The sequence below is a fragment of the Maribacter stanieri genome, assembly GCF_900112245.1.
In the GTDB taxonomy this organism is placed as follows: domain Bacteria; phylum Bacteroidota; class Bacteroidia; order Flavobacteriales; family Flavobacteriaceae; genus Maribacter; species Maribacter stanieri.
In genome coordinates, this window is sequence record NZ_FOYX01000001.1 from 942,945 (window position 1) to 959,875 (window position 16,931).

The 16,931-nt window shown below is 34.2% G+C and carries 19 protein-coding genes; 14 read left to right on the forward strand and 5 right to left on the reverse strand.

Annotation, left to right across the window (positions count from 1 at the left end; genetic code table 11):
• Positions 1-87: 87 nt before the first annotated feature.
• From BM296_RS04100 to BM296_RS04155, 12 genes are all read left to right on the forward strand, one after another.
• On the forward strand, positions 88-1,308 hold the full coding sequence (locus BM296_RS04100) for a TCR/Tet family MFS transporter (protein WP_027065433.1): 1,221 nt from the start codon (positions 88-90) through the stop codon (positions 1,306-1,308).
• Positions 1,309-1,379: 71 nt separating this feature from the next.
• Positions 1,380-2,222: an alpha/beta fold hydrolase gene (locus BM296_RS04105; RefSeq protein ID WP_091901642.1), complete on the forward strand. Its 843-nt coding sequence runs from the start codon at positions 1,380-1,382 to the stop codon at positions 2,220-2,222.
• On the forward strand, positions 2,222-2,716 hold the full coding sequence (locus BM296_RS04110; RefSeq protein WP_091901644.1) for an RNA polymerase sigma factor: 495 nt from the start codon (positions 2,222-2,224) through the stop codon (positions 2,714-2,716). Before BM296_RS04105 ends, BM296_RS04110 begins: the two co-directional genes overlap by 1 nt.
• Complete coding sequence (locus BM296_RS04115) at positions 2,709-3,269, forward strand: hypothetical protein (protein WP_091901646.1); 561 nt, start codon at positions 2,709-2,711, stop codon at positions 3,267-3,269. Before BM296_RS04110 ends, BM296_RS04115 begins: the two co-directional genes overlap by 8 nt.
• Positions 3,270-3,348: 79 nt before the next feature.
• Positions 3,349-3,789: a hypothetical protein gene (locus BM296_RS04120; protein ID WP_143099039.1), complete on the forward strand. Its 441-nt coding sequence runs from the start codon at positions 3,349-3,351 to the stop codon at positions 3,787-3,789.
• A gap of 51 nt (positions 3,790-3,840) precedes the next feature.
• On the forward strand, positions 3,841-5,301 hold the full coding sequence (locus tag BM296_RS04125; protein ID WP_091901650.1) for a lipopolysaccharide biosynthesis protein: 1,461 nt from the start codon (positions 3,841-3,843) through the stop codon (positions 5,299-5,301).
• Positions 5,298-5,732, forward strand: a complete 435-nt coding sequence (dut, locus tag BM296_RS04130) for a dUTP diphosphatase (protein WP_091901651.1) — start codon at positions 5,298-5,300, stop codon at positions 5,730-5,732. Before BM296_RS04125 ends, dut begins: the two co-directional genes overlap by 4 nt.
• 16 nt (positions 5,733-5,748) lie before the next feature.
• Positions 5,749-6,684: a tetratricopeptide repeat protein gene (locus BM296_RS04135; protein ID WP_091901653.1), complete on the forward strand. Its 936-nt coding sequence runs from the start codon at positions 5,749-5,751 to the stop codon at positions 6,682-6,684.
• Between the two features lie 6 nt (positions 6,685-6,690).
• Positions 6,691-7,476 carry a lipoprotein insertase outer membrane protein LolB1 gene (locus BM296_RS04140; protein ID WP_177214916.1) on the forward strand — a complete coding sequence of 262 codons (786 nt, stop codon included), beginning with the start codon at positions 6,691-6,693 and terminating at the stop codon, positions 7,474-7,476.
• Positions 7,477-7,480: 4 nt separating this feature from the next.
• Positions 7,481-8,704 (forward strand): murein hydrolase activator EnvC family protein, encoded by a 1,224-nt coding sequence (locus BM296_RS04145; RefSeq protein WP_091901656.1) that lies wholly within the window; start codon positions 7,481-7,483, stop codon positions 8,702-8,704.
• A gap of 12 nt (positions 8,705-8,716) precedes the next feature.
• The gene (locus tag BM296_RS04150) at positions 8,717-9,562 is read left to right on the forward strand and encodes an aldo/keto reductase (RefSeq protein WP_091901658.1); all 846 of its coding nucleotides are present in this window, start codon (positions 8,717-8,719) and stop codon (positions 9,560-9,562) included.
• Positions 9,563-9,713: 151 nt separating this feature from the next.
• Complete coding sequence (locus BM296_RS04155) at positions 9,714-10,025, forward strand: hypothetical protein (RefSeq protein ID WP_027065422.1); 312 nt, start codon at positions 9,714-9,716, stop codon at positions 10,023-10,025.
• A gap of 100 nt (positions 10,026-10,125) precedes the next feature.
• On the opposite strand, the gene BM296_RS04160 is transcribed toward BM296_RS04155, so the two are convergent.
• Complete coding sequence (locus BM296_RS04160) at positions 10,126-10,638, reverse strand: acyl-CoA thioesterase (protein ID WP_091901659.1); 513 nt, start codon at positions 10,636-10,638, stop codon at positions 10,126-10,128.
• Between the two features lie 60 nt (positions 10,639-10,698).
• The gene (locus BM296_RS04165; RefSeq protein WP_027065420.1) at positions 10,699-11,670 is read right to left on the reverse strand and encodes an HU domain-containing protein; all 972 of its coding nucleotides are present in this window, start codon (positions 11,668-11,670) and stop codon (positions 10,699-10,701) included.
• Between the two features lie 92 nt (positions 11,671-11,762).
• Between BM296_RS04165 and dprA the strand changes: the two genes are divergently transcribed.
• Positions 11,763-12,881 carry a DNA-processing protein DprA gene (gene dprA, locus BM296_RS04170; protein WP_091901661.1) on the forward strand — a complete coding sequence of 373 codons (1,119 nt, stop codon included), beginning with the start codon at positions 11,763-11,765 and terminating at the stop codon, positions 12,879-12,881.
• A 181-nt stretch (positions 12,882-13,062) separates the two neighbouring features.
• On the opposite strand, the gene trpS is transcribed toward dprA, so the two are convergent.
• Positions 13,063-14,031, reverse strand: a complete 969-nt coding sequence (gene trpS, locus BM296_RS04175; RefSeq protein WP_027065418.1) for a tryptophan--tRNA ligase — start codon at positions 14,029-14,031, stop codon at positions 13,063-13,065.
• 71 nt (positions 14,032-14,102) lie between these two features.
• On the opposite strand from trpS, the gene BM296_RS04180 reads away from it, so the two are divergent.
• On the forward strand, positions 14,103-14,843 hold the full coding sequence (locus tag BM296_RS04180; protein ID WP_091901663.1) for a lysophospholipid acyltransferase family protein: 741 nt from the start codon (positions 14,103-14,105) through the stop codon (positions 14,841-14,843).
• Here BM296_RS04180 and BM296_RS04185 read toward each other — a convergent pair.
• Together BM296_RS04185 and BM296_RS04190 are read right to left on the reverse strand one after the other, a co-directional pair.
• Positions 14,840-15,394, reverse strand: coding sequence for a DUF3575 domain-containing protein (locus tag BM296_RS04185; RefSeq protein ID WP_027065416.1), 555 nt, complete (start codon positions 15,392-15,394; stop codon positions 14,840-14,842). The genes BM296_RS04180 and BM296_RS04185 overlap by 4 nt on opposite strands.
• 9 nt (positions 15,395-15,403) lie before the next feature.
• Entirely contained in the window at positions 15,404-16,915 is a 1,512-nt protein-coding gene (locus tag BM296_RS04190) for an outer membrane beta-barrel protein (protein ID WP_091901665.1), read from the reverse strand.
• Positions 16,916-16,931 lie beyond the last annotated feature (16 nt).

A 16,931-nucleotide genomic window follows, 5' to 3' on the forward strand; every position in this document is an offset into this window, starting at 1 on the left:
TCATGATATTTAAAACCCCACTGTACAGTGGGGTTTTTCATTTTATACATTTTAGAGTCCTTTTTTTATCCGACTTTTGTCTTGACCATGAAATCTAACAAAACAGCCTTACTTTTTATTTTTATTACTATTCTAGTAGATGTTATTGGTATTGGTATCATCTTACCAATTATACCTGACTTGATCATGGACTTGACAGGAGAAGGAAATCACATGGCTATTATATATGGCATGTGGCTTACGACCGCTTTTGCTGGTATGCAATTTTTGTTTTCTCCGGTACTAGGGGAAATTTCCGATAGATTTGGTAGACGACCAATTTTACTTTTGGCACTTTTAGGTCTTAGTATAGACTACTTAATTCATGCTTGGGCGCCAACGATAACATGGTTATTCTTAGGTCGGTTTTTAGCAGGAATTACAGGAGCTAGTTTTACGGTAGCATCTGCCTACATCGCAGATGTAAGTACAAAAGAAAATAAGGCAAAAAACTTTGGGTTAATTGGCGCTGCTTTTGGAATAGGATTTATAATTGGTCCCGGTATTGGCGGATTTTTCGGAGAGATTAATATTCGATTACCGTTTTACATTGCTGCAGGCTTAACATTTGCCAATTTCCTATTTGGTTATTTCTTTGTACCTGAGTCGTTGACAGTGGAGAATAGGCGACAAATTAACTTCACCAAGATGATTCCTGGGGTTTCTTTGTTTGCATTGCGAAATTATAAAGGCATCCTTTTATTGATATCTGCATTCTTTTTAGCAAATCTGGCAGGTCAGGCATTACCATCAACTTGGTCATATTATGGCATTGAAAGATATGATTGGAATCCTAGACAAATTGGGTTGTCACTGATGGTAGTAGGCTTATTGGTTGCAATAGTTCAAGGTTTTTTAGTAGGTAAGTTGGTTACAAAATTTGGGAAGCGTAAAGTCATTATTTTCGGATTTCTTTTGTGGACGGTTGGTATGTTTCTATTCTCTTTCGCAAAAGAACCTTGGATGCTGTATGCTTTCCTAATTCCATATGCACTAGGTGGTATTGCCGGTCCAACAATACAAGGTGTAATATCAAATCAAGTCTCTGAAAAAGAACAAGGAATTTTACAAGGTTCTATAACAGGTCTTGTGAGTATTACCGCAATTTTGGGGCAATTCATATTCGCTCCCGTATTTTATTATTTTATACGACCAGAGGCATCTATTTATTTTCCTGGTGCTCCATATGCCCTAGCGGCTATATTTCTTTTAGCGGCGTTTGTATTAGCTTTTACGGCTATAAAACGTATGGATGTAGAGCCAGAATAATTTTTTTTGATTTTTCATGTAACATTTTTTAATAATTGAATCTAAAGGGCAAACAAACAAAAACTCTTACGATGAAAATTATTAAAAAATTACTATTCGCGTTTCTAATTCTTTGCACTCTTTCAATCACTGCTCAAGACAATCCTTTTAAGGTTGATGTTGTTGGAGCCGGCGAACCAATTCTTTTGTTTCCGGGATTTGCATGTACAGGTGATGTTTGGAATGATACTGTAAGCGAACTATCTAAAAATTATGAATGTCACGTTTTTACTTTTGCAGGTTTTGGAAATGTTCCGGCTGTTGAAAAACCATGGCTTCCAAAAATAAAAGAAGGTGTTCTTGCTTACATTTCAGAAAATGAACTGGAACACCCAATTTTGATTGGTCACAGTCTAGGTGGTGCGTTAGCTTTATGGATGGCCACTGAAAGTAGTTCTTACAAAAAGTTGATTGTTGTAGATGCCTTGCCGTCAACTGGTGCCTTAATGATGCCTGATTTTAAAAGTGAATATATGGTGTATGATTCCCCTTATAACAAACAGTTATTAGAAATGAACGATGCCGATTTCGAAAATATGGCAATTCAAATGGCAGGTAGTATGACTTCCAATAAATCAAAACAATTACAAATTAAAGACTGGATGCTTCAGGCAGATAGAGAAACTTATGTGTATGGTTATACCGATTTATTAAAGCTAGATTTACGTGAAGATCTTTCTAAAATAAATACACCAGTTACTATATTGGCTGCCACGGAACCTTATGGACTTGAAATGGCTAAATCTACTTATGATACACAATATAAAGCTTTAGATGAATATACTGTTGAATTTGCTAATGGTTCATCGCATTTCATCATGTATGATCAACCAAAATGGTTCATAGAAAACCTTAAAAATGCTTTAAATAACTAATGGCTTCTAAAGAGAATACATACAAGAATATTTATAAGGAAAACTATGCTAAGGTAATGCGTCTATGTATGGGTTATACGGTAGGTGACGAAGCTCTTGCTAAAGATTTAGCTCAAGAAACCTTTATAAAGGTTTGGCAAAATCTAGATGGTTTTAGAAATGAGAGTGGAATTGGAACGTGGATTTACAGGATATGTGTAAATACTTGTCTAGCTGAAATTCGAAAACAGCGTAAAAAAGATAGAAATCTATCACTTGATAACATTCAAGTAAGCGATTCTGATGAGAATCCTAACGAAAAAGAAGATATGCTGGTTCAATTATATAGCTGTATCGATAAATTAAGTAGTATCAATAAAGCTATTATTTTATTGGAGTTAGAAGGTTTGCCCCAACTAGAAATTTCTGAAATTATGGGGATAAAACATGAAGCTATTCGAACTAGAGTGCATAGAATAAAACAACAACTTACAAAATGTGTCAACAATGAATAATTTTGAAGAATTACAAAATAAATGGCAGAACCAATCTGGAATGTCTGCTACCGACAATGGATTCGAAGCCTTATTAAAAAGTGTAAAATCTATCGAGAACAAGCAAAAAACAGGAAACATTGTTTTAACGATAACAATCCTTATTCTCTTGTCTTTTTTAATCTACGTTTCTGGATATAATAGCAACACATTTTTACTAGGAATCGGCTTAATGGTTGGGAGTTTAGTGGTTAGAATTGCTATTGAATTGTATAGTTTAAAGAAGTTAAGGAGTATAAATTTCAGTAAAGATTCTAATACTTTCAAAAGTGATTTAACCAATTATTATAGTTTCAGAAAATATACCCATTATCTAATTACGCCTTTAGCCTTAGTGACTTACGCTATCGGATTTGTAATTCTATTGCCGCAATTTAAAGCGACTTTATCTCATGGGTTTTATCTATATATACTATTCTCAGCAATAGTGTTTCTTTTAATTTTCTGTGTATTTATATACAAACAGATTAAAAACGAACTCAGTAAATTGAAACAATTACAAGTACAGGATTAATTGTTATATGTGATAGCAATGTTAAATGACTTATTAAACCCATATTACTTATTATCTTTATAAGAATAATATGGGTCTAATGAAATACGTACTTAGTTACTTTTTACTTTTCTGTCTTTGTTTAACCAGTTGCACCTCGCAGAAAAAACTACAAACGGAAACTCCGTTCGAAATTGGTAAAGCTAGTAGCCAACCCTATGTTGGCGGACGAGAAGAAAGTGGTTCTGGTACTGAATTACGTATTCCGGTTTCATTACTTGAAAATTCTGATATAGTAATAAATGAAGTTTATTTTCGTGGTAAGCAGGTAAAGGCATTAGTGAATACGGTAGATAATCAAAATATGATTGTAGTTAGAATACCCAATGATAGTCCAGAATCGTCAGAAACAAAGGATTTATCATTAAATTCAGATGAAGCAGTTATAAGTTATCTTGATAATGGTGAAACTAAATATGCTAAGGTAAAGGGTGTAAAACAAAAGCAGCCTTTAATTTATAAGGGCGCACCTAAAAACTAACTTTGTAACTAGGCTTTTAATAGGTACTTTTATCACCTGAATTTATAGTGTTTGAATCCACTCAAAAAACTTTTTAAACAAACGGCAATTTATGGCTTGGCAACTGTCTTGCCACGGATGATTTCGTTCTTGTTGGTGCCTATTTATACAGATGTAATGGCGCCTGGGAAGTATGGCGAAGTCACCCTCATTTTTTCTTGGTTTGCCATTTTTAATGTTTTTCTGGCCTACGGAATGGAAACTGCCTTTTTTAGGTTTTATAAGGAATCGGAGAATAGAAAGAAAGTAGTTAGTACTTCATTATTGTCTATAATGGGCTCTACGGCATTGTTGGTTTTAATTGGTATTCTATTTAAAGAAAAATTATCTGCAGCATTAAATATTGATTTGCCTTTCATGAATTATGTGTTAGGAATATTAGCTTTAGATGCATTGGCAATAATACCTTTTGCATGGCTAAGAGCTAACGAAAAACCAATGCGATATGCTATTGTAAAAATTCTAAATGTTTCGCTTAATCTAGGTCTTACATTATTTTTCTTAATTCTGTTGCCTAAAATTGCTCAAGAAACGTCGACAGGGTTTTTACATTCTCTCTATAAAGTCGACTATGAAATTCCTTATATTTTAATTGCTAATTTAATTGCAAGTGCAATAACATTGTTATTAATGATAAGGGTTTATATACGTAGACCTTATGAGTTTGATAAGGAGCTTTGGAAAAGAATGGTGCGTTATGCAATGCCTGTTATGGTAGCTGGCGTAGCATTTACTATTAATGAGGTTTTTGACCGTTATTTACTTTCCGAATTGTTACCTGAAGATATCGCTAAAAGTGAAATGGGAAAATATTCGGCATGTTATAAATTGGCGCTTTTTATGACACTTTTTGCGACGGCTTTCCGTATGGGAATAGAACCTTTTTTCTTTAGTCATTCCGATACTAAGAACCCTCAAAAAGCATATGCGCAAATCACAAATTATTTTGTGGTTTTAGGGAGTATTATTTTATTGTCGGTTGTAGTTTTTTCTGATATTCTTAAGCAACTTTTGGTTCTTAATGAGGCGTATTGGGATGCTATGCCAATTGTACCTTTAATTGTTTTGGCCAGTTTTTTTCTAGGTATCTATCACAATCTATCTGTTTGGTACAAGGTGACCGACCGAACTAAATTTGGTGCGTATATTTCATTAATTGGGGCAGTATTGACTATAATCGTCAACTTGATTTTTATACCTTATTTTGGATATATGGCATCGGCAGTGGCGACACTATTAGCTTATGGAACGATGATGTTTCTTTCGTTTTATTTTGGAAGAATGTATTATCCAATTCCTTATAACTTCAGAAAAATTATATTTTATTTAGTAGTATCCATCTTGTTTTCTACTATTTCATTTTACATTTTTGATAGAAACCTTTTAGTAGGTATACCGTTATTATTACTATTCTTAGGCTTGGTGTATAAGTTGGAATTTGATAATCTTAAAAAATTATATTTAAATAGATGAACATAAAAATTATAAATAAATCGAATCACGATTTACCACATTACGAAACGGAAGCATCTGCTGGGATGGATTTAAGGGCAAACCTTACTGAGTCCGTTACATTGCAACCGTTAGGCAGAGCTATTATACCAACTGGTCTTTTCGTTGAATTACCTATAGGTATAGAGGCTCAAGTTAGACCTAGAAGTGGATTGGCTGCTAAAAAAGGTGTTACTGTACTAAATGCGCCTGGCACAATTGATGCTGATTATAGAGGCGAAGTCGGAGTAATATTGATAAATCTTGGTAGTGAAGATTTTATCGTTGAAAACGGTGAACGTATAGCACAAATGGTTATTGCCAAACATGAACGTGCAGAATGGAATGTTGTAGATAGTTTGTCTGAAACCGCAAGGGGTGAAGGCGGATTCGGTAGTACGGGTGTAAAGTAATAGCTTATAGAACTATATGAAGAAGTTAATTTTTTTGGGTTTAGTCATTGGAGTTTTCAATTCTCCAATGTCAAGTTATGCTCAAGAAGATCAAGATATTGATGTGGAACAGAGTGCAGAAGTTTTTCTAGAAGAATACTCTGACACTTTTCAAGAGAACTTTTTCGAGGGGTTAAAGCAAAAAGGAATTAGAAATTACGACCGGGCTATTACCTATTTCTTAGAGTGTAAAAAGTTGCAACCACAAAATACGGTAGTTTCTTTTGAATTGGCTAAGTTTCACTTGTATGATAAGCAATTAATCGTAGCTCAAGAATATGCTTTAGAGGCACTCAACGGTGAGCCAGAAAATTATTGGTATGCGGAAACGCTGATTAATATAGTTGAAGCTAGAAAATCGGTAATTGAAGAAGTGAAAGAAGAATTGCCATGGAACAATACTGTTTTAAGAGGAAACATCGCTGAAATATACTTTTTAAAAGGTGATTATCTAAATGCAAAATCTGTATTGAAAGGGGTTAAAACTTCTAAGAAATATGAACGTTTAGAAATGAAAATTACAGATTCTATCGCTAAACAGTCAAAGAAAATCAATCCTATTTTACAGTCACCAAAGCCGGTTTCTAGTCAAGATTTAGATAGTGTAGAAGATTATAAAATTCAGATTGAAACACTACTTGGCGCTACTACCGATAATGTAAAGCTATTTCAAACCACAGAAGAGGCAATAGAGAATTTTCCGTCTCAACCTTATTTTTATTATGCTAATGGGGCGGCTTTAAATAGGGCTCAGAAACATAAAGAAGCTATAGATATTTTAGAGACAGCATTAGATTACCTTATTGATGATGTTTCTCTGGAAAATGCTATTTATAAAGAATTGGTAAATGCCTATACAGCTACCAACAATACGTCTAAGGCAAATATGTACCTTAGTAAAATTAAATCTTGATTTTAGATGATGAAGTTTTTGAGAACGATTAAATCAAAGCAAATTTTTACTGCAGTCATGATAATTTTTATGGCGTCTTGTAAAAGTACAAAGGTGGTTTCTGGAGGTACTGTAGATGAGAAATTATCGTCTAAATCTGTTATAAAGGCACACTACCAAAATGAAGCTGGCTTTAAAACATTGAGTGGTAGGGTTAAAATTAGCTACTCAGATGGTGAATTTACCCAGAACGTATCTGTAAGCATACGAATGGAAAAAGACAAAGCCATTTGGATGAGTGCTCCACTTGGTATTGTAAAGGCATACATTACTCCTGATAGGGTATCATTTTATAACAAGTTACAGAATGAATATTTTGATGGTGATTTTTCTTATCTGAGTGAATTGCTAGGTACCGATGTAGATTTTTCCATTTTACAAAATCTATTAACGGGTCAAGCAATCGTAGATTTAAGAGAGGAAAAATATGATATTGATATTTCTGATGATTCTTATAGGTTAACACCAAAACAGCAAGGAACTTTATATAAGACCTTATTTAAAGTGGAGCCTAAGAATTTTAAAATGGCTTTACAACAGCTTTCCCAACCTACTGAGAAGCGATTACTAGAGATAACCTATCAGAACTATCAGATTTTAGATAAGGAAATTTTACCTAATGAAATTATGGTAAGGGCAATTAGTAAAGACCAAGTTAATAATATTGACCTTGAGTTTAAGAATTTGGAATTGAATGGTGCGGTTAACTTTCCTTATTCAATACCAAAAGGTTTTAATGAAATAGAGCTTTAAACAGATGTTGTTCAAATTAAGTAATATTCTTTTTCTGTTAGTATTGATCACTACGGTGTCTGTCTTTGGGCAAACTAGTGAGCAAAAGGCTTTGGAGGAAAAACGTGAACAACTTCAGTCAGAAATTCGCGATATAAACCGCTTGCTTTTTGCAGAAAAAAAAGAAAAAGGTAATGTCTTAGATCAAATGGAAGCCCTTGATAAAAAGATTACTGTTCGCCAGCAATTAATACGGGTAACCAACCAACAATCTAATTTGTTGAATAGACAGATCAATACTAATATTAGAAATATTGGTAAACTAAAAACTGAACTACAAGAGGTAAAGGATGAGTATGCTAAGATGATTCAAAAATCATATCAGAACAAATCCAAGCAAAACAGATTAATGTTCCTGTTGTCTTCTGAAAGTTTTTTTCAGGCATTTAAAAGGCTTCAATACATGAAGCAGTATACGGATTATAGAAAGGAGCAAGGAGCTCAGATTTTAGCTAAAACCGAAGAGCTTTCACGTCTAAATGCAGACCTAAACGAAGAGAGAAAGGTAAAGGAAGTGTTATTAGCTCAAAATAAGAAAGCAAAAGACCAATTATTTGGCGAGATACAAACGCAAAAAGCATTGTTAGGTACTATTCGTAAGAACGAGAGTAAGTATGCCAGTGCCATAGATGCAAAAAAGAAGGAAGCTAGAAAGATTGATCAACAGATAGAGAAGCTTATTAGAAGTGCAATTGCAGCTTCAAATAAAAAATCTGGTAGCACTACTAAGAACACTAGTAAGTTCGTCTTAACTCCTGAGGCTACTATAATCGCAAATAACTTTTCGGCAAACAAAGGCAAGTTAATATGGCCGGTGGAGAAAGGAATTAAAAGTCAAGGATTTGGAGTTTATGCAGATCCAGTATATCCAGGAATAAAGCATCAAAGTAATGGGGTAATTATAGCTACGGACGAAGGGTCTAAAGCCCGTGCTATTTTTGAAGGAGAGGTTATTGCTATTTTGGCAGTACCTGGCGGTAATAAAGGAGTACAGATTAAGCATGGTAACTTTATAAGTACCTATTACAATCTGTCTGAACTGTATGTGAAAAAAGGGGATAAAGTAGCTAGTAAAGAAGAACTCGGTGTTGTATATACCAATAGGAATAATGGTCAAACCCGATTAAAATTTTACTTATATCAAGATACTTCGCGTTTAAACCCAGAAGATTGGGTGTATCGTCTTTAAAACTTTATAAGCATGAGTGAACAACACACTATATCAGATATTAAAGGAAGCTTTGAATTACGTAACGGGGTAAAGATGCCGTACTTAGGTTTGGGAACTTACCAATCAGATAATGACCAAGAAGTTGTAGATGCGGTAAAGAGTGCACTTCAATTAGGGTATCGGCATATTGATACTGCGGCAGCCTATAAAAATGAAGAAGGTGTAGGGCAAGGTATACGCGAAAGTGGAATAGATAGAAGTGAAATATTTTTGGTGACCAAAGTTTGGAATGCTGACCAAGGATATGACGAAACACTAAAAGCTTTTGATGCGAGTTTAAATCGTTTGGGTGTCGACTACCTAGATTTATACCTTATTCATTGGCCAGTTGCAGGAAAGTACAAAGAAACTTGGAGAGCTTTAGAACATCTGTATGCTCAAAAGAAAATTAGAGCTATAGGAGTTAGTAATTTTCTAAAACATCACTTAGAAGATCTGATGAGCGAATGTAAGGTGGTGCCTATGGTCAACCAAATGGAGTTTCATCCGTACTTGGTGCAGCAAGACCTTATCGATTTTTGTACTTCGAACGGAATTCAATACGAGTCTTGGTCTCCTTTTATGCAGGGTAAGGTGTTTGAATTAGATATTTGTGCGGACTTAGCTAAAAAACACAATAAGAGTGTGGCACAGATTATTTTACGTTATAATCTGCAAAAAGGTATTGTTGCAATTCCAAAATCTGTACATGCAAAACGTATAGCATCTAATGCCGATATTTTTGATTTTGAGTTGTCTATAGCTGATATTACTTTTTTAGATGGATTGGAAACAGGAGAACGTTCAGGACCTGATCCCGATAACTTCAATTTTTAGCAGCTAATTTTATCAATACTATTTTTCTGTTATTTTAATAATATGATATCTTTAATTCTGAGTTATCATATTGATTTTCATGTTATTATGTAAGTGTTGGTTGATTAATTTTTCCGAATTTTACTGTATTAATTAGTAAAAGGGAACTATTATGAGCAACACGATCACTTTAAATTCAGAGTCTACTCAAAATCAATTAGAGAAGAAAACTAAATCACCAAGTTTTAATTTCAACTGGTCTCTAAAGCCAATTGTGGTATATGTCGCTTTCTTAGCTATATGTTTGACTTTAGCTTACGGTGGACTAATTGCATATTCTATCTCCTTTTTCATAATAGGAAGCATTGGTCTGGCTGCACTTTATATTTGGAATAATGCAAACAAAATTGAAATGGACCTTTCTTTTAAAGTTGATTTGAAACAATCAGAGTTGGAAAAAGATTTGTACCGAGAGGTGGCTTAATAGAATTTTTATTAAAATAAGTTATAATATAGTTGCATCTTCAGCCCCTATATTTTCCGCGAAAATAACTCGCTAAGCTACTTATATTTTATTATGCGTATTACTTCGTAAACAAAGCTTTAAGTTCGGTAGCGTCATCAGGCTTCATTTTACCTGCTAAAACCAAACTTAATTGCTTTCTACGTAGAGCACCTTCAAAACGGGTAATTTCTAATGGTGTCTCTGGAACTAGTTCTGGTACTTCTGTAGGTTTACCTGTATCATCAACTGCAACAAACGTATAAATAGCCTCATTTGCCTTGGTGCGCTTACCGTTAAAACGGTCTTCGATCCAAACATCTATGTAGACCTCCATTGAGGTGTTATATGCTCTAGAAACGGCTGCTTCAACTGTAACTACACTTCCTAAGGGTATTGCTAAATTAAAGGCTACATGATTTACCGATGCGGTAACGGTAATTCTACGACTATGTCTACCGGCAGCAATACTTGCAGCACGATCCATACGGGCCAATAATTCTCCTCCAAATAGATTTTGAAGTGCGTTGGTCTCACTTGGGAGTACCATATCGGTCATTGTAGTACGAGATGCTGCTGGAGTTTTTGTTTCCATTAATTAGAAATTTTCCGCAAAGATACGGGCATCAACAGTAGTTATAAAATGTGTGCAGGTTTATTTTTCAGATAATAACCAAGCGTCTTTTGATTGTGTACGCTTAATTTCACGCAAAGCATTTAATGCATCGGTAGAATTTGTATAACTGTCAAAAGTAACCATGTGAAGACCGTGCGCGTTTGTGCCGTAATAGCCTGCATTAAATCCATTAGCCTTAAGCTGCTCAATTTTTCTGTCTGCGTTACCTTTTACTCTAAAAGCACCTGCAACTATATAATGGGTTTCACTATTATCGTTGGCTAAAGAAGTGACATTTGAGATGGTAGAAGCATCAACAGTAACTGTAGGTAACTCTAAAGGAGATAAATCAAAAAACGTAGCTTCTTGAATTTGTTTGTTTACAAACTCTTGAGCATCTTGTCTTGCAACTTGCTCATTAGTACGTTGCTGTTGAAAAGCACGATAACCGGTTACACCAGTAGAAAAGGCTAACATTAGTATAGCAGCATATTTTAAATAAGGTCTAAAACCTTTATTTTCTCTGCGCTCAGGACTAATTGTAAACGGTACTTTTTCTTCTATTTGAACAACTTCTTCTTTTAAAACTTCTCTTGTAACAGGAATAGAATTAAAATTTGAAAGTCCAAAAGATGAGGTTAGATAGTTTGTTTCATTAGCTGGTTGAAACAATATCTTGTCTTCATTATTTTTTGATAAAGAACCTATATTTTTTAAGTGTAGCGATGTTTCTTGAGATAAAACATCTTGCCATGCTTTTACTTGATTTTCAATTTCTACCAATGCTGTTTCAAAAGAAACTTTTTCTGCATTTGACACATAAGAAACCAATAGCCCGTCATTTATAGCAAGTTGTTTGTTGAATACAATAGACTTATTGGGCGCGCTAAACGTATTGGTAACCACGTTTAATTTGGCAGAATTTTTTTGGGTAAGGAATGCACCAAAACCTGGGACAACAACACAGTTGTACCTATAAAGTAAATCGCTGATATAGTGTTCTAGAACCATAGTTGCACAAATATGAAAAAAATAAAGAGGTATAAAAACATCTTTGGTAACTTTTTATTAACATATTTTTTCCCCTAATTTGTGAACAGGAAATGAAAACTATACAACACACTGCTGATGAACTCATTGCAATACTTAGGTTGCAACATGTTCCAAATATTGGAGATATCCTTGCTAAGAAATTAATTTCGCATTGCGGGAGTCCAACTGCAATTTTTGAAGACAAAAAGGAAAATCTGCTTAAAATTGATGGAATTGGGACACATACTATTAGACATTTATTTGACTTGGAACATTTAGAAGCTGCAGAAGCAGAATATAATTATGTTTTAAAGAACAATATAACATGTACCTATTTTTTAGACGATTCATACCCTACTTATTTAAAACATTGTATTGACGGACCTATTCTTTTATTCCAAAAAGGGAATATTGATTTGTACCAACGTAAATTGATTAGTGTAGTAGGCACTAGAAATATTACTAGTTATGGCATGGCTTTTTGCGAGCAGTTTATTGAGGAAGTAGCTCCTCTTAATCCTGTTATTATTAGTGGCTTTGCTTACGGAGTAGATATTTGTATTCAAAGAGAAGCAATAAAACACGGTTTGCAAACTGTAGGATGCTTAGCACATGGGCTAAACCAAATTTATCCAAAAGTTCATGCCAAATATCAGGCAGATATTCTAAAGAATGGTGGATTCTACACTGAATTTTGGAGCACGAGTAATCCAGAACGAGAAAATTTTTTAAAACGGAATAGGATAATAGCGGGTGTTAGTGAAGCTACTGTAGTGGTGGAATCTGCGGAAAAAGGAGGGAGCCTTGTAACTGCAGATATAGCCAATAGTTATAATAGAGATGTTTTTGCAGTGCCTGGTAGAACAACGGATAAGTATAGTTTGGGATGCAATAATCTCATTAAACAGCAAAAAGCGCATGTAATGACATCCGCTGCAGATTTGATCTATTTACTAGATTGGGATATAGAAGAAAAGAAAAATAACCCCATTCAAAAGCAACTTTTTATAGAGCTTAACGAAACTGAGCAGGGTATTTATACCTATTTGCAAAATAATGGCAAACAGTTGTTGGATAGTATTGCGCTAGAGTGTAAAATTCCAATTTATAAAACATCTTCAACCTTGTTATCTATGGAAATGAAGGGAGTCATTAGACCTTTGCCAGGTAAATTGTTTGAGGCTATTTAGATTTTTACAGACTGGCTAGTTTGTTTCTTAATGAGTAGTCAGATTAATTTTAATTAATAATTCTTTTCATCGATATTTTGTCATTCCAAATCGGATAATGAAATAAGGTGGTAAGTTTATTAAAAACAAAAAACCGACCATTTGGTCGGTTTCGTTGTAATATCAATTTTTAAAGAATTTATTAGTAACCGAGTTTTTCACGAACTCGTTCCAAAACACCATCCGCTACTTTTCTAGCTTTTTCCGCCCCTAAAGCTAAAGCATCATCAATCTCATTTAGGTTGTTCATGTAATAATTGAATTTTTCACGAGGCTCTTCAAACTTGTTAACTATCACTTCGTACAATGCTTGTTTAGCATGTCCGTAACCATAATTTCCAGCTAGGTAATTTGCACTCATTTCTTCAATTTGTGGTTGTGAAGCTAAAATTTTATATAAAGCAAATACGTTGTCATTGGTTGGGTCTTTTGGTTCCTCCATTGGAGTACTATCCGTTTGTATTCCCATAATTTGCTTTCTCAATTGCTTATCCGTTTGAAAAAGACTGATTAGGTTTCCTTTACTCTTGCTCATTTTAGCACCATCGGTACCTGGTATGTACATAGTTTCTTCTTGAACCTTTCCGTCAGGTAGAACAAAAGTTTCTCCTAATTGGGCATGAAAACGAGAAGCTACATCACGTGTCATCTCAATATGTTGCATTTGATCTTTTCCAACTGGTACGATATTGGCATCGTATAGTAAAATATCCGCAGCCATTAACATTGGGTAAGTAAAAAGACCGGCATTTACATCATCAAGTCTATCAGCTTTATCTTTAAAGGAATGCGCAAGTGTTAACCGTTGGTATGGAAAAAAACAACTTAAGTACCAAGATAACTCTGTAGTTTGTGGTACATCACTTTGTCTATAAAATACAGTATTCTCAATATCTAACCCAAATGCAAGCCAAGTAGCAGCCACAGCATAGGTGTTATGGCGTAATTCTTCGCCATTTTTTATTTGAGTCAAGGAATGCATATCTGCAATGAAAAGAAAAGATTCATTAGCAGGGTTATTAGCCATTTCTATTGCAGGCTTTATTGCTCCTAGTATATTTCCTAAATGTGGTGTACCTGTACTTTGTATACCAGTTAAAATTCTTGCCATTATCTTTATTTCTAAGAAAGCAAAGGTAAAACAAATACAAAAAAACTATCGTAAATAACTACTTTTGATTTATGCTTAAATTGGTTAAACAAACCGGTCAAACTATATATCGAATTTGGTTTTATATTCTAGTGGCCGTTCCTATTCTACTCTTTTTTCCATTTCTTGTCATTTTTGCTTCAAGGGAAGCGTGGTATCCACAGTTTTTTTGGATGGCCAGAAACCTCTGGGCTAGATTTATACTATATGGTATGTTTTGCTTTCCAAAGGTAACCTATGAGCAGAAGTTGGTTAAAAATAAGAGCTATATGTTAGTTGCCAACCATACCAGTATGTTAGATATTATGCTAATGCTCGTGGTAAGTAGAAATCCTTTTGTATTCGTTGGTAAAAAGGAATTGGTTAAAATTCCATTGTTCGGATTCTTCTATAAACGGGTATGTATTATGGTAGATAGAGACAATACCCAAAGTAGAACTGGTGTATATAGAAGGGCGCAAAAAAGACTTCAACAAGGTTTAAGTATCTGTATTTTTCCAGAAGGAGGCGTACCAGAAGAGCATGTATTGCTTGATAAATTTAAGGATGGTGCCTTTAAAATGGCTATAGCCCATAAAATTCCTGTAGTACCTATGACTTTTTATGATAACAAGAAACGTTTTTCATTTACTTTTTTTAGTGGAGGTCCTGGTAAATGCAGGGCTAAAGTGCATTCATTTATAGAAACTAAGTCACTGGAGGCAGATGATACCATAACATTAAGAGAAGGGGTTCGGGAAACAATTCTTAATGATTTAGTCAAAAACGTTTAAAACCTGTAGCCAAGATTAATACCGCCTTTACCTATTAATGTAAAATCTCTATCGTTTTTAAATAGATTACGACCTATACCTGCATCTATTTCTACGATAAAACCTCTTTTAGTGAGTAGTTTAACACCTGTGCCAATACCTAAGGCAAAATCGACTACATTTTCTTCGTAGCCAGAATTGGAATAATATGAGTCAGTTGGTTCGTCGTAATATGAATCAAAAATGTAATCATCAACAGAATTCAACATTCCAAAGGCTTCCACAAAGAAACCAGAAGCATATTTCTTTCCAAAATATTGACGGTAGTAAGGTGACACATAATAGTTGACATCAATAGTCTCGTCATCATAAGTAAATAGAACATCAACACCAATACCAGATTCTTCGTTAAGTAAATATTGATAATCTAACTCAATAGCGCCTAAGATTAAAAAAAGACCATTTATTTTTAATTCTTGATTTTTATCTGAAGTAATTATTTGGTCATCTACATGTTGCGAATAGATAGAAACACTTAAAAGACAGATGCAAAACAGAATTATTTTTTTCATGTTTAATTTTTAAAACTTAAAAGTAAGACCACTATAAACTCCGACGGAATAAGGTCTAAAAGTTCCGTTAATTTCTGAAAAGGTATTCAATTGATATTTGAATATTGGCTCAACATTAAAACGGATTTTTTGCGAAAAATTATAGTTAAGTCCAAGTCCCATATTGGCACTAAAATTTAGGTCGTTTATGTTGTTCGCCTCCCCAATTTCAGTGGTAAGATCACCGGCTGTCAAAGAAACAGAGTTATTTATAAGAAGAAGAGAGCTTACGCCGCCAATTATATTTACACCAAATTTTTTATCAATAAGTGCGTAGTTCAATTCTATCGGTAACTCTAGGTAACCAAATTGTTGGGACATATAACCTTCTCTAGTTGGGCTTTTTGCCGTTACATCTAGCGCAAAGTTTGCCGTACTATATTTATCTGAAGTAACTATCTTACTAGAGATAGTTAATGTGTTGGATGTTTCTGCATAATCGATGGTTGCTAATTGTCCATTGCTAGATGCGAAACTTGAAGAAGAAGAGAAAGCAACATCTTCGGTATCATATCCATAATCTACTTTATTAATACCTGATCTAATGGTAAGTTTCTTTGTAACGGCATAGGCTACAGAAACACCATAACTCATGTTTACATTTCCTGATTTGGAATTAGGTGTAAAGATTGAATTTACAGGGGATCCCTCGCCAAGAGCACTAAAATATACTGGTGCAACATTAGGTCCTGCAGACCATCTGTTACTTGCAACTTTTTCCTTTTTTAATTCCTCCTGATTTTCAATTTCTTCAAATATCGATTTCTTATTTGTATCAGGCTCTTCTACTATTTCTTTGATTTCAGTGTTTTTCGCAATAGTACTTTCTGCTTCCATTTTTTTGAAGTCTATCGCTTCTTTAGAGTTTTCATCAATTTTGGCAATACTTTCTTTTTTGATAATACTGTTTTCTGATGAATCTATGCTGTTGTTATTTTTTTCTTGTAAAGCGCTATTCTCTGCTATCAAAGCATGAGATGTGCTATTGTTAGAATTAGTATCGCTTTCACTAAATTTAACTGACGGTGGCGATTTATGAGTATTGCTCTTGGTATTTTTATTTGCTATGTTATTTACAATAGCGGACTCATTTTGCCCTTTTGGTATAGGGTTGTCAGAATTGTTAACAACATTCTTCTCAATGATGCTTTGTTCAACTAGTTCATTGTTGTTTAGATTTAGTGAGTCTAGAAGTATATCTTCTGCTGAATTTGATGACTTCTCACTGTCTTCCTTTATAGGATTCTCAGTGTCAACCAATATTTCATTCATCGGTTGGTCGCTTGAAACTGAATTAAATAGGATTAGACCTATAGCCAAAGCAGCTGCAATACCACTTAATTGCCACCAGATTGGTATAACTCGTCTTTTTTTCTTCTTATTTAATGACGCATCAATTGCCCGCCAGACTTTATTGTCTGGTGTTTGCTTGAAGTCCGATAGCTTGTCTCGGAAAAGTTCGTCTAAATTCTTCTTCTGCATCTAGTACTTTTTCTGT

Bases quoted from the DNA above. Each gene is read 5' to 3' on its own strand.
- BM296_RS04100 (WP_027065433.1), top strand. From the start codon at position 88: ATGAAATCTAACAAAACAGCCTTACTTTTTATTTTTATTACTATTCTA.
- BM296_RS04105 (WP_091901642.1), top strand. From the start codon at position 1,380: ATGAAAATTATTAAAAAATTACTATTCGCGTTTCTAATTCTTTGCACT.
- BM296_RS04110 (WP_091901644.1), top strand. From the start codon at position 2,222: ATGGCTTCTAAAGAGAATACATACAAGAATATTTATAAGGAAAACTAT.
- BM296_RS04115 (WP_091901646.1), top strand. From the start codon at position 2,709: ATGAATAATTTTGAAGAATTACAAAATAAATGGCAGAACCAATCTGGA.
- BM296_RS04120 (WP_143099039.1), top strand. From the start codon at position 3,349: ATGAAATACGTACTTAGTTACTTTTTACTTTTCTGTCTTTGTTTAACC.
- dut (WP_091901651.1), top strand. From the start codon at position 5,298: ATGAACATAAAAATTATAAATAAATCGAATCACGATTTACCACATTAC.
- BM296_RS04135 (WP_091901653.1), top strand. From the start codon at position 5,749: ATGAAGAAGTTAATTTTTTTGGGTTTAGTCATTGGAGTTTTCAATTCT.
- BM296_RS04140 (WP_177214916.1), top strand. From the start codon at position 6,691: ATGATGAAGTTTTTGAGAACGATTAAATCAAAGCAAATTTTTACTGCA.
- BM296_RS04145 (WP_091901656.1), top strand. From the start codon at position 7,481: ATGTTGTTCAAATTAAGTAATATTCTTTTTCTGTTAGTATTGATCACT.
- BM296_RS04150 (WP_091901658.1), top strand. From the start codon at position 8,717: ATGAGTGAACAACACACTATATCAGATATTAAAGGAAGCTTTGAATTA.
- BM296_RS04155 (WP_027065422.1), top strand. From the start codon at position 9,714: ATGAGCAACACGATCACTTTAAATTCAGAGTCTACTCAAAATCAATTA.
- BM296_RS04160 (WP_091901659.1), bottom strand. From the start codon at position 10,638: ATGGAAACAAAAACTCCAGCAGCATCTCGTACTACAATGACCGATATG.
- BM296_RS04165 (WP_027065420.1), bottom strand. From the start codon at position 11,670: ATGGTTCTAGAACACTATATCAGCGATTTACTTTATAGGTACAACTGT.
- dprA (WP_091901661.1), top strand. From the start codon at position 11,763: ATGAAAACTATACAACACACTGCTGATGAACTCATTGCAATACTTAGG.
- trpS (WP_027065418.1), bottom strand. From the start codon at position 14,031: ATGGCAAGAATTTTAACTGGTATACAAAGTACAGGTACACCACATTTA.
- BM296_RS04180 (WP_091901663.1), top strand. From the start codon at position 14,103: ATGCTTAAATTGGTTAAACAAACCGGTCAAACTATATATCGAATTTGG.
- BM296_RS04185 (WP_027065416.1), bottom strand. From the start codon at position 15,394: ATGAAAAAAATAATTCTGTTTTGCATCTGTCTTTTAAGTGTTTCTATC.
- BM296_RS04190 (WP_091901665.1), bottom strand. From the start codon at position 16,915: ATGCAGAAGAAGAATTTAGACGAACTTTTCCGAGACAAGCTATCGGAC.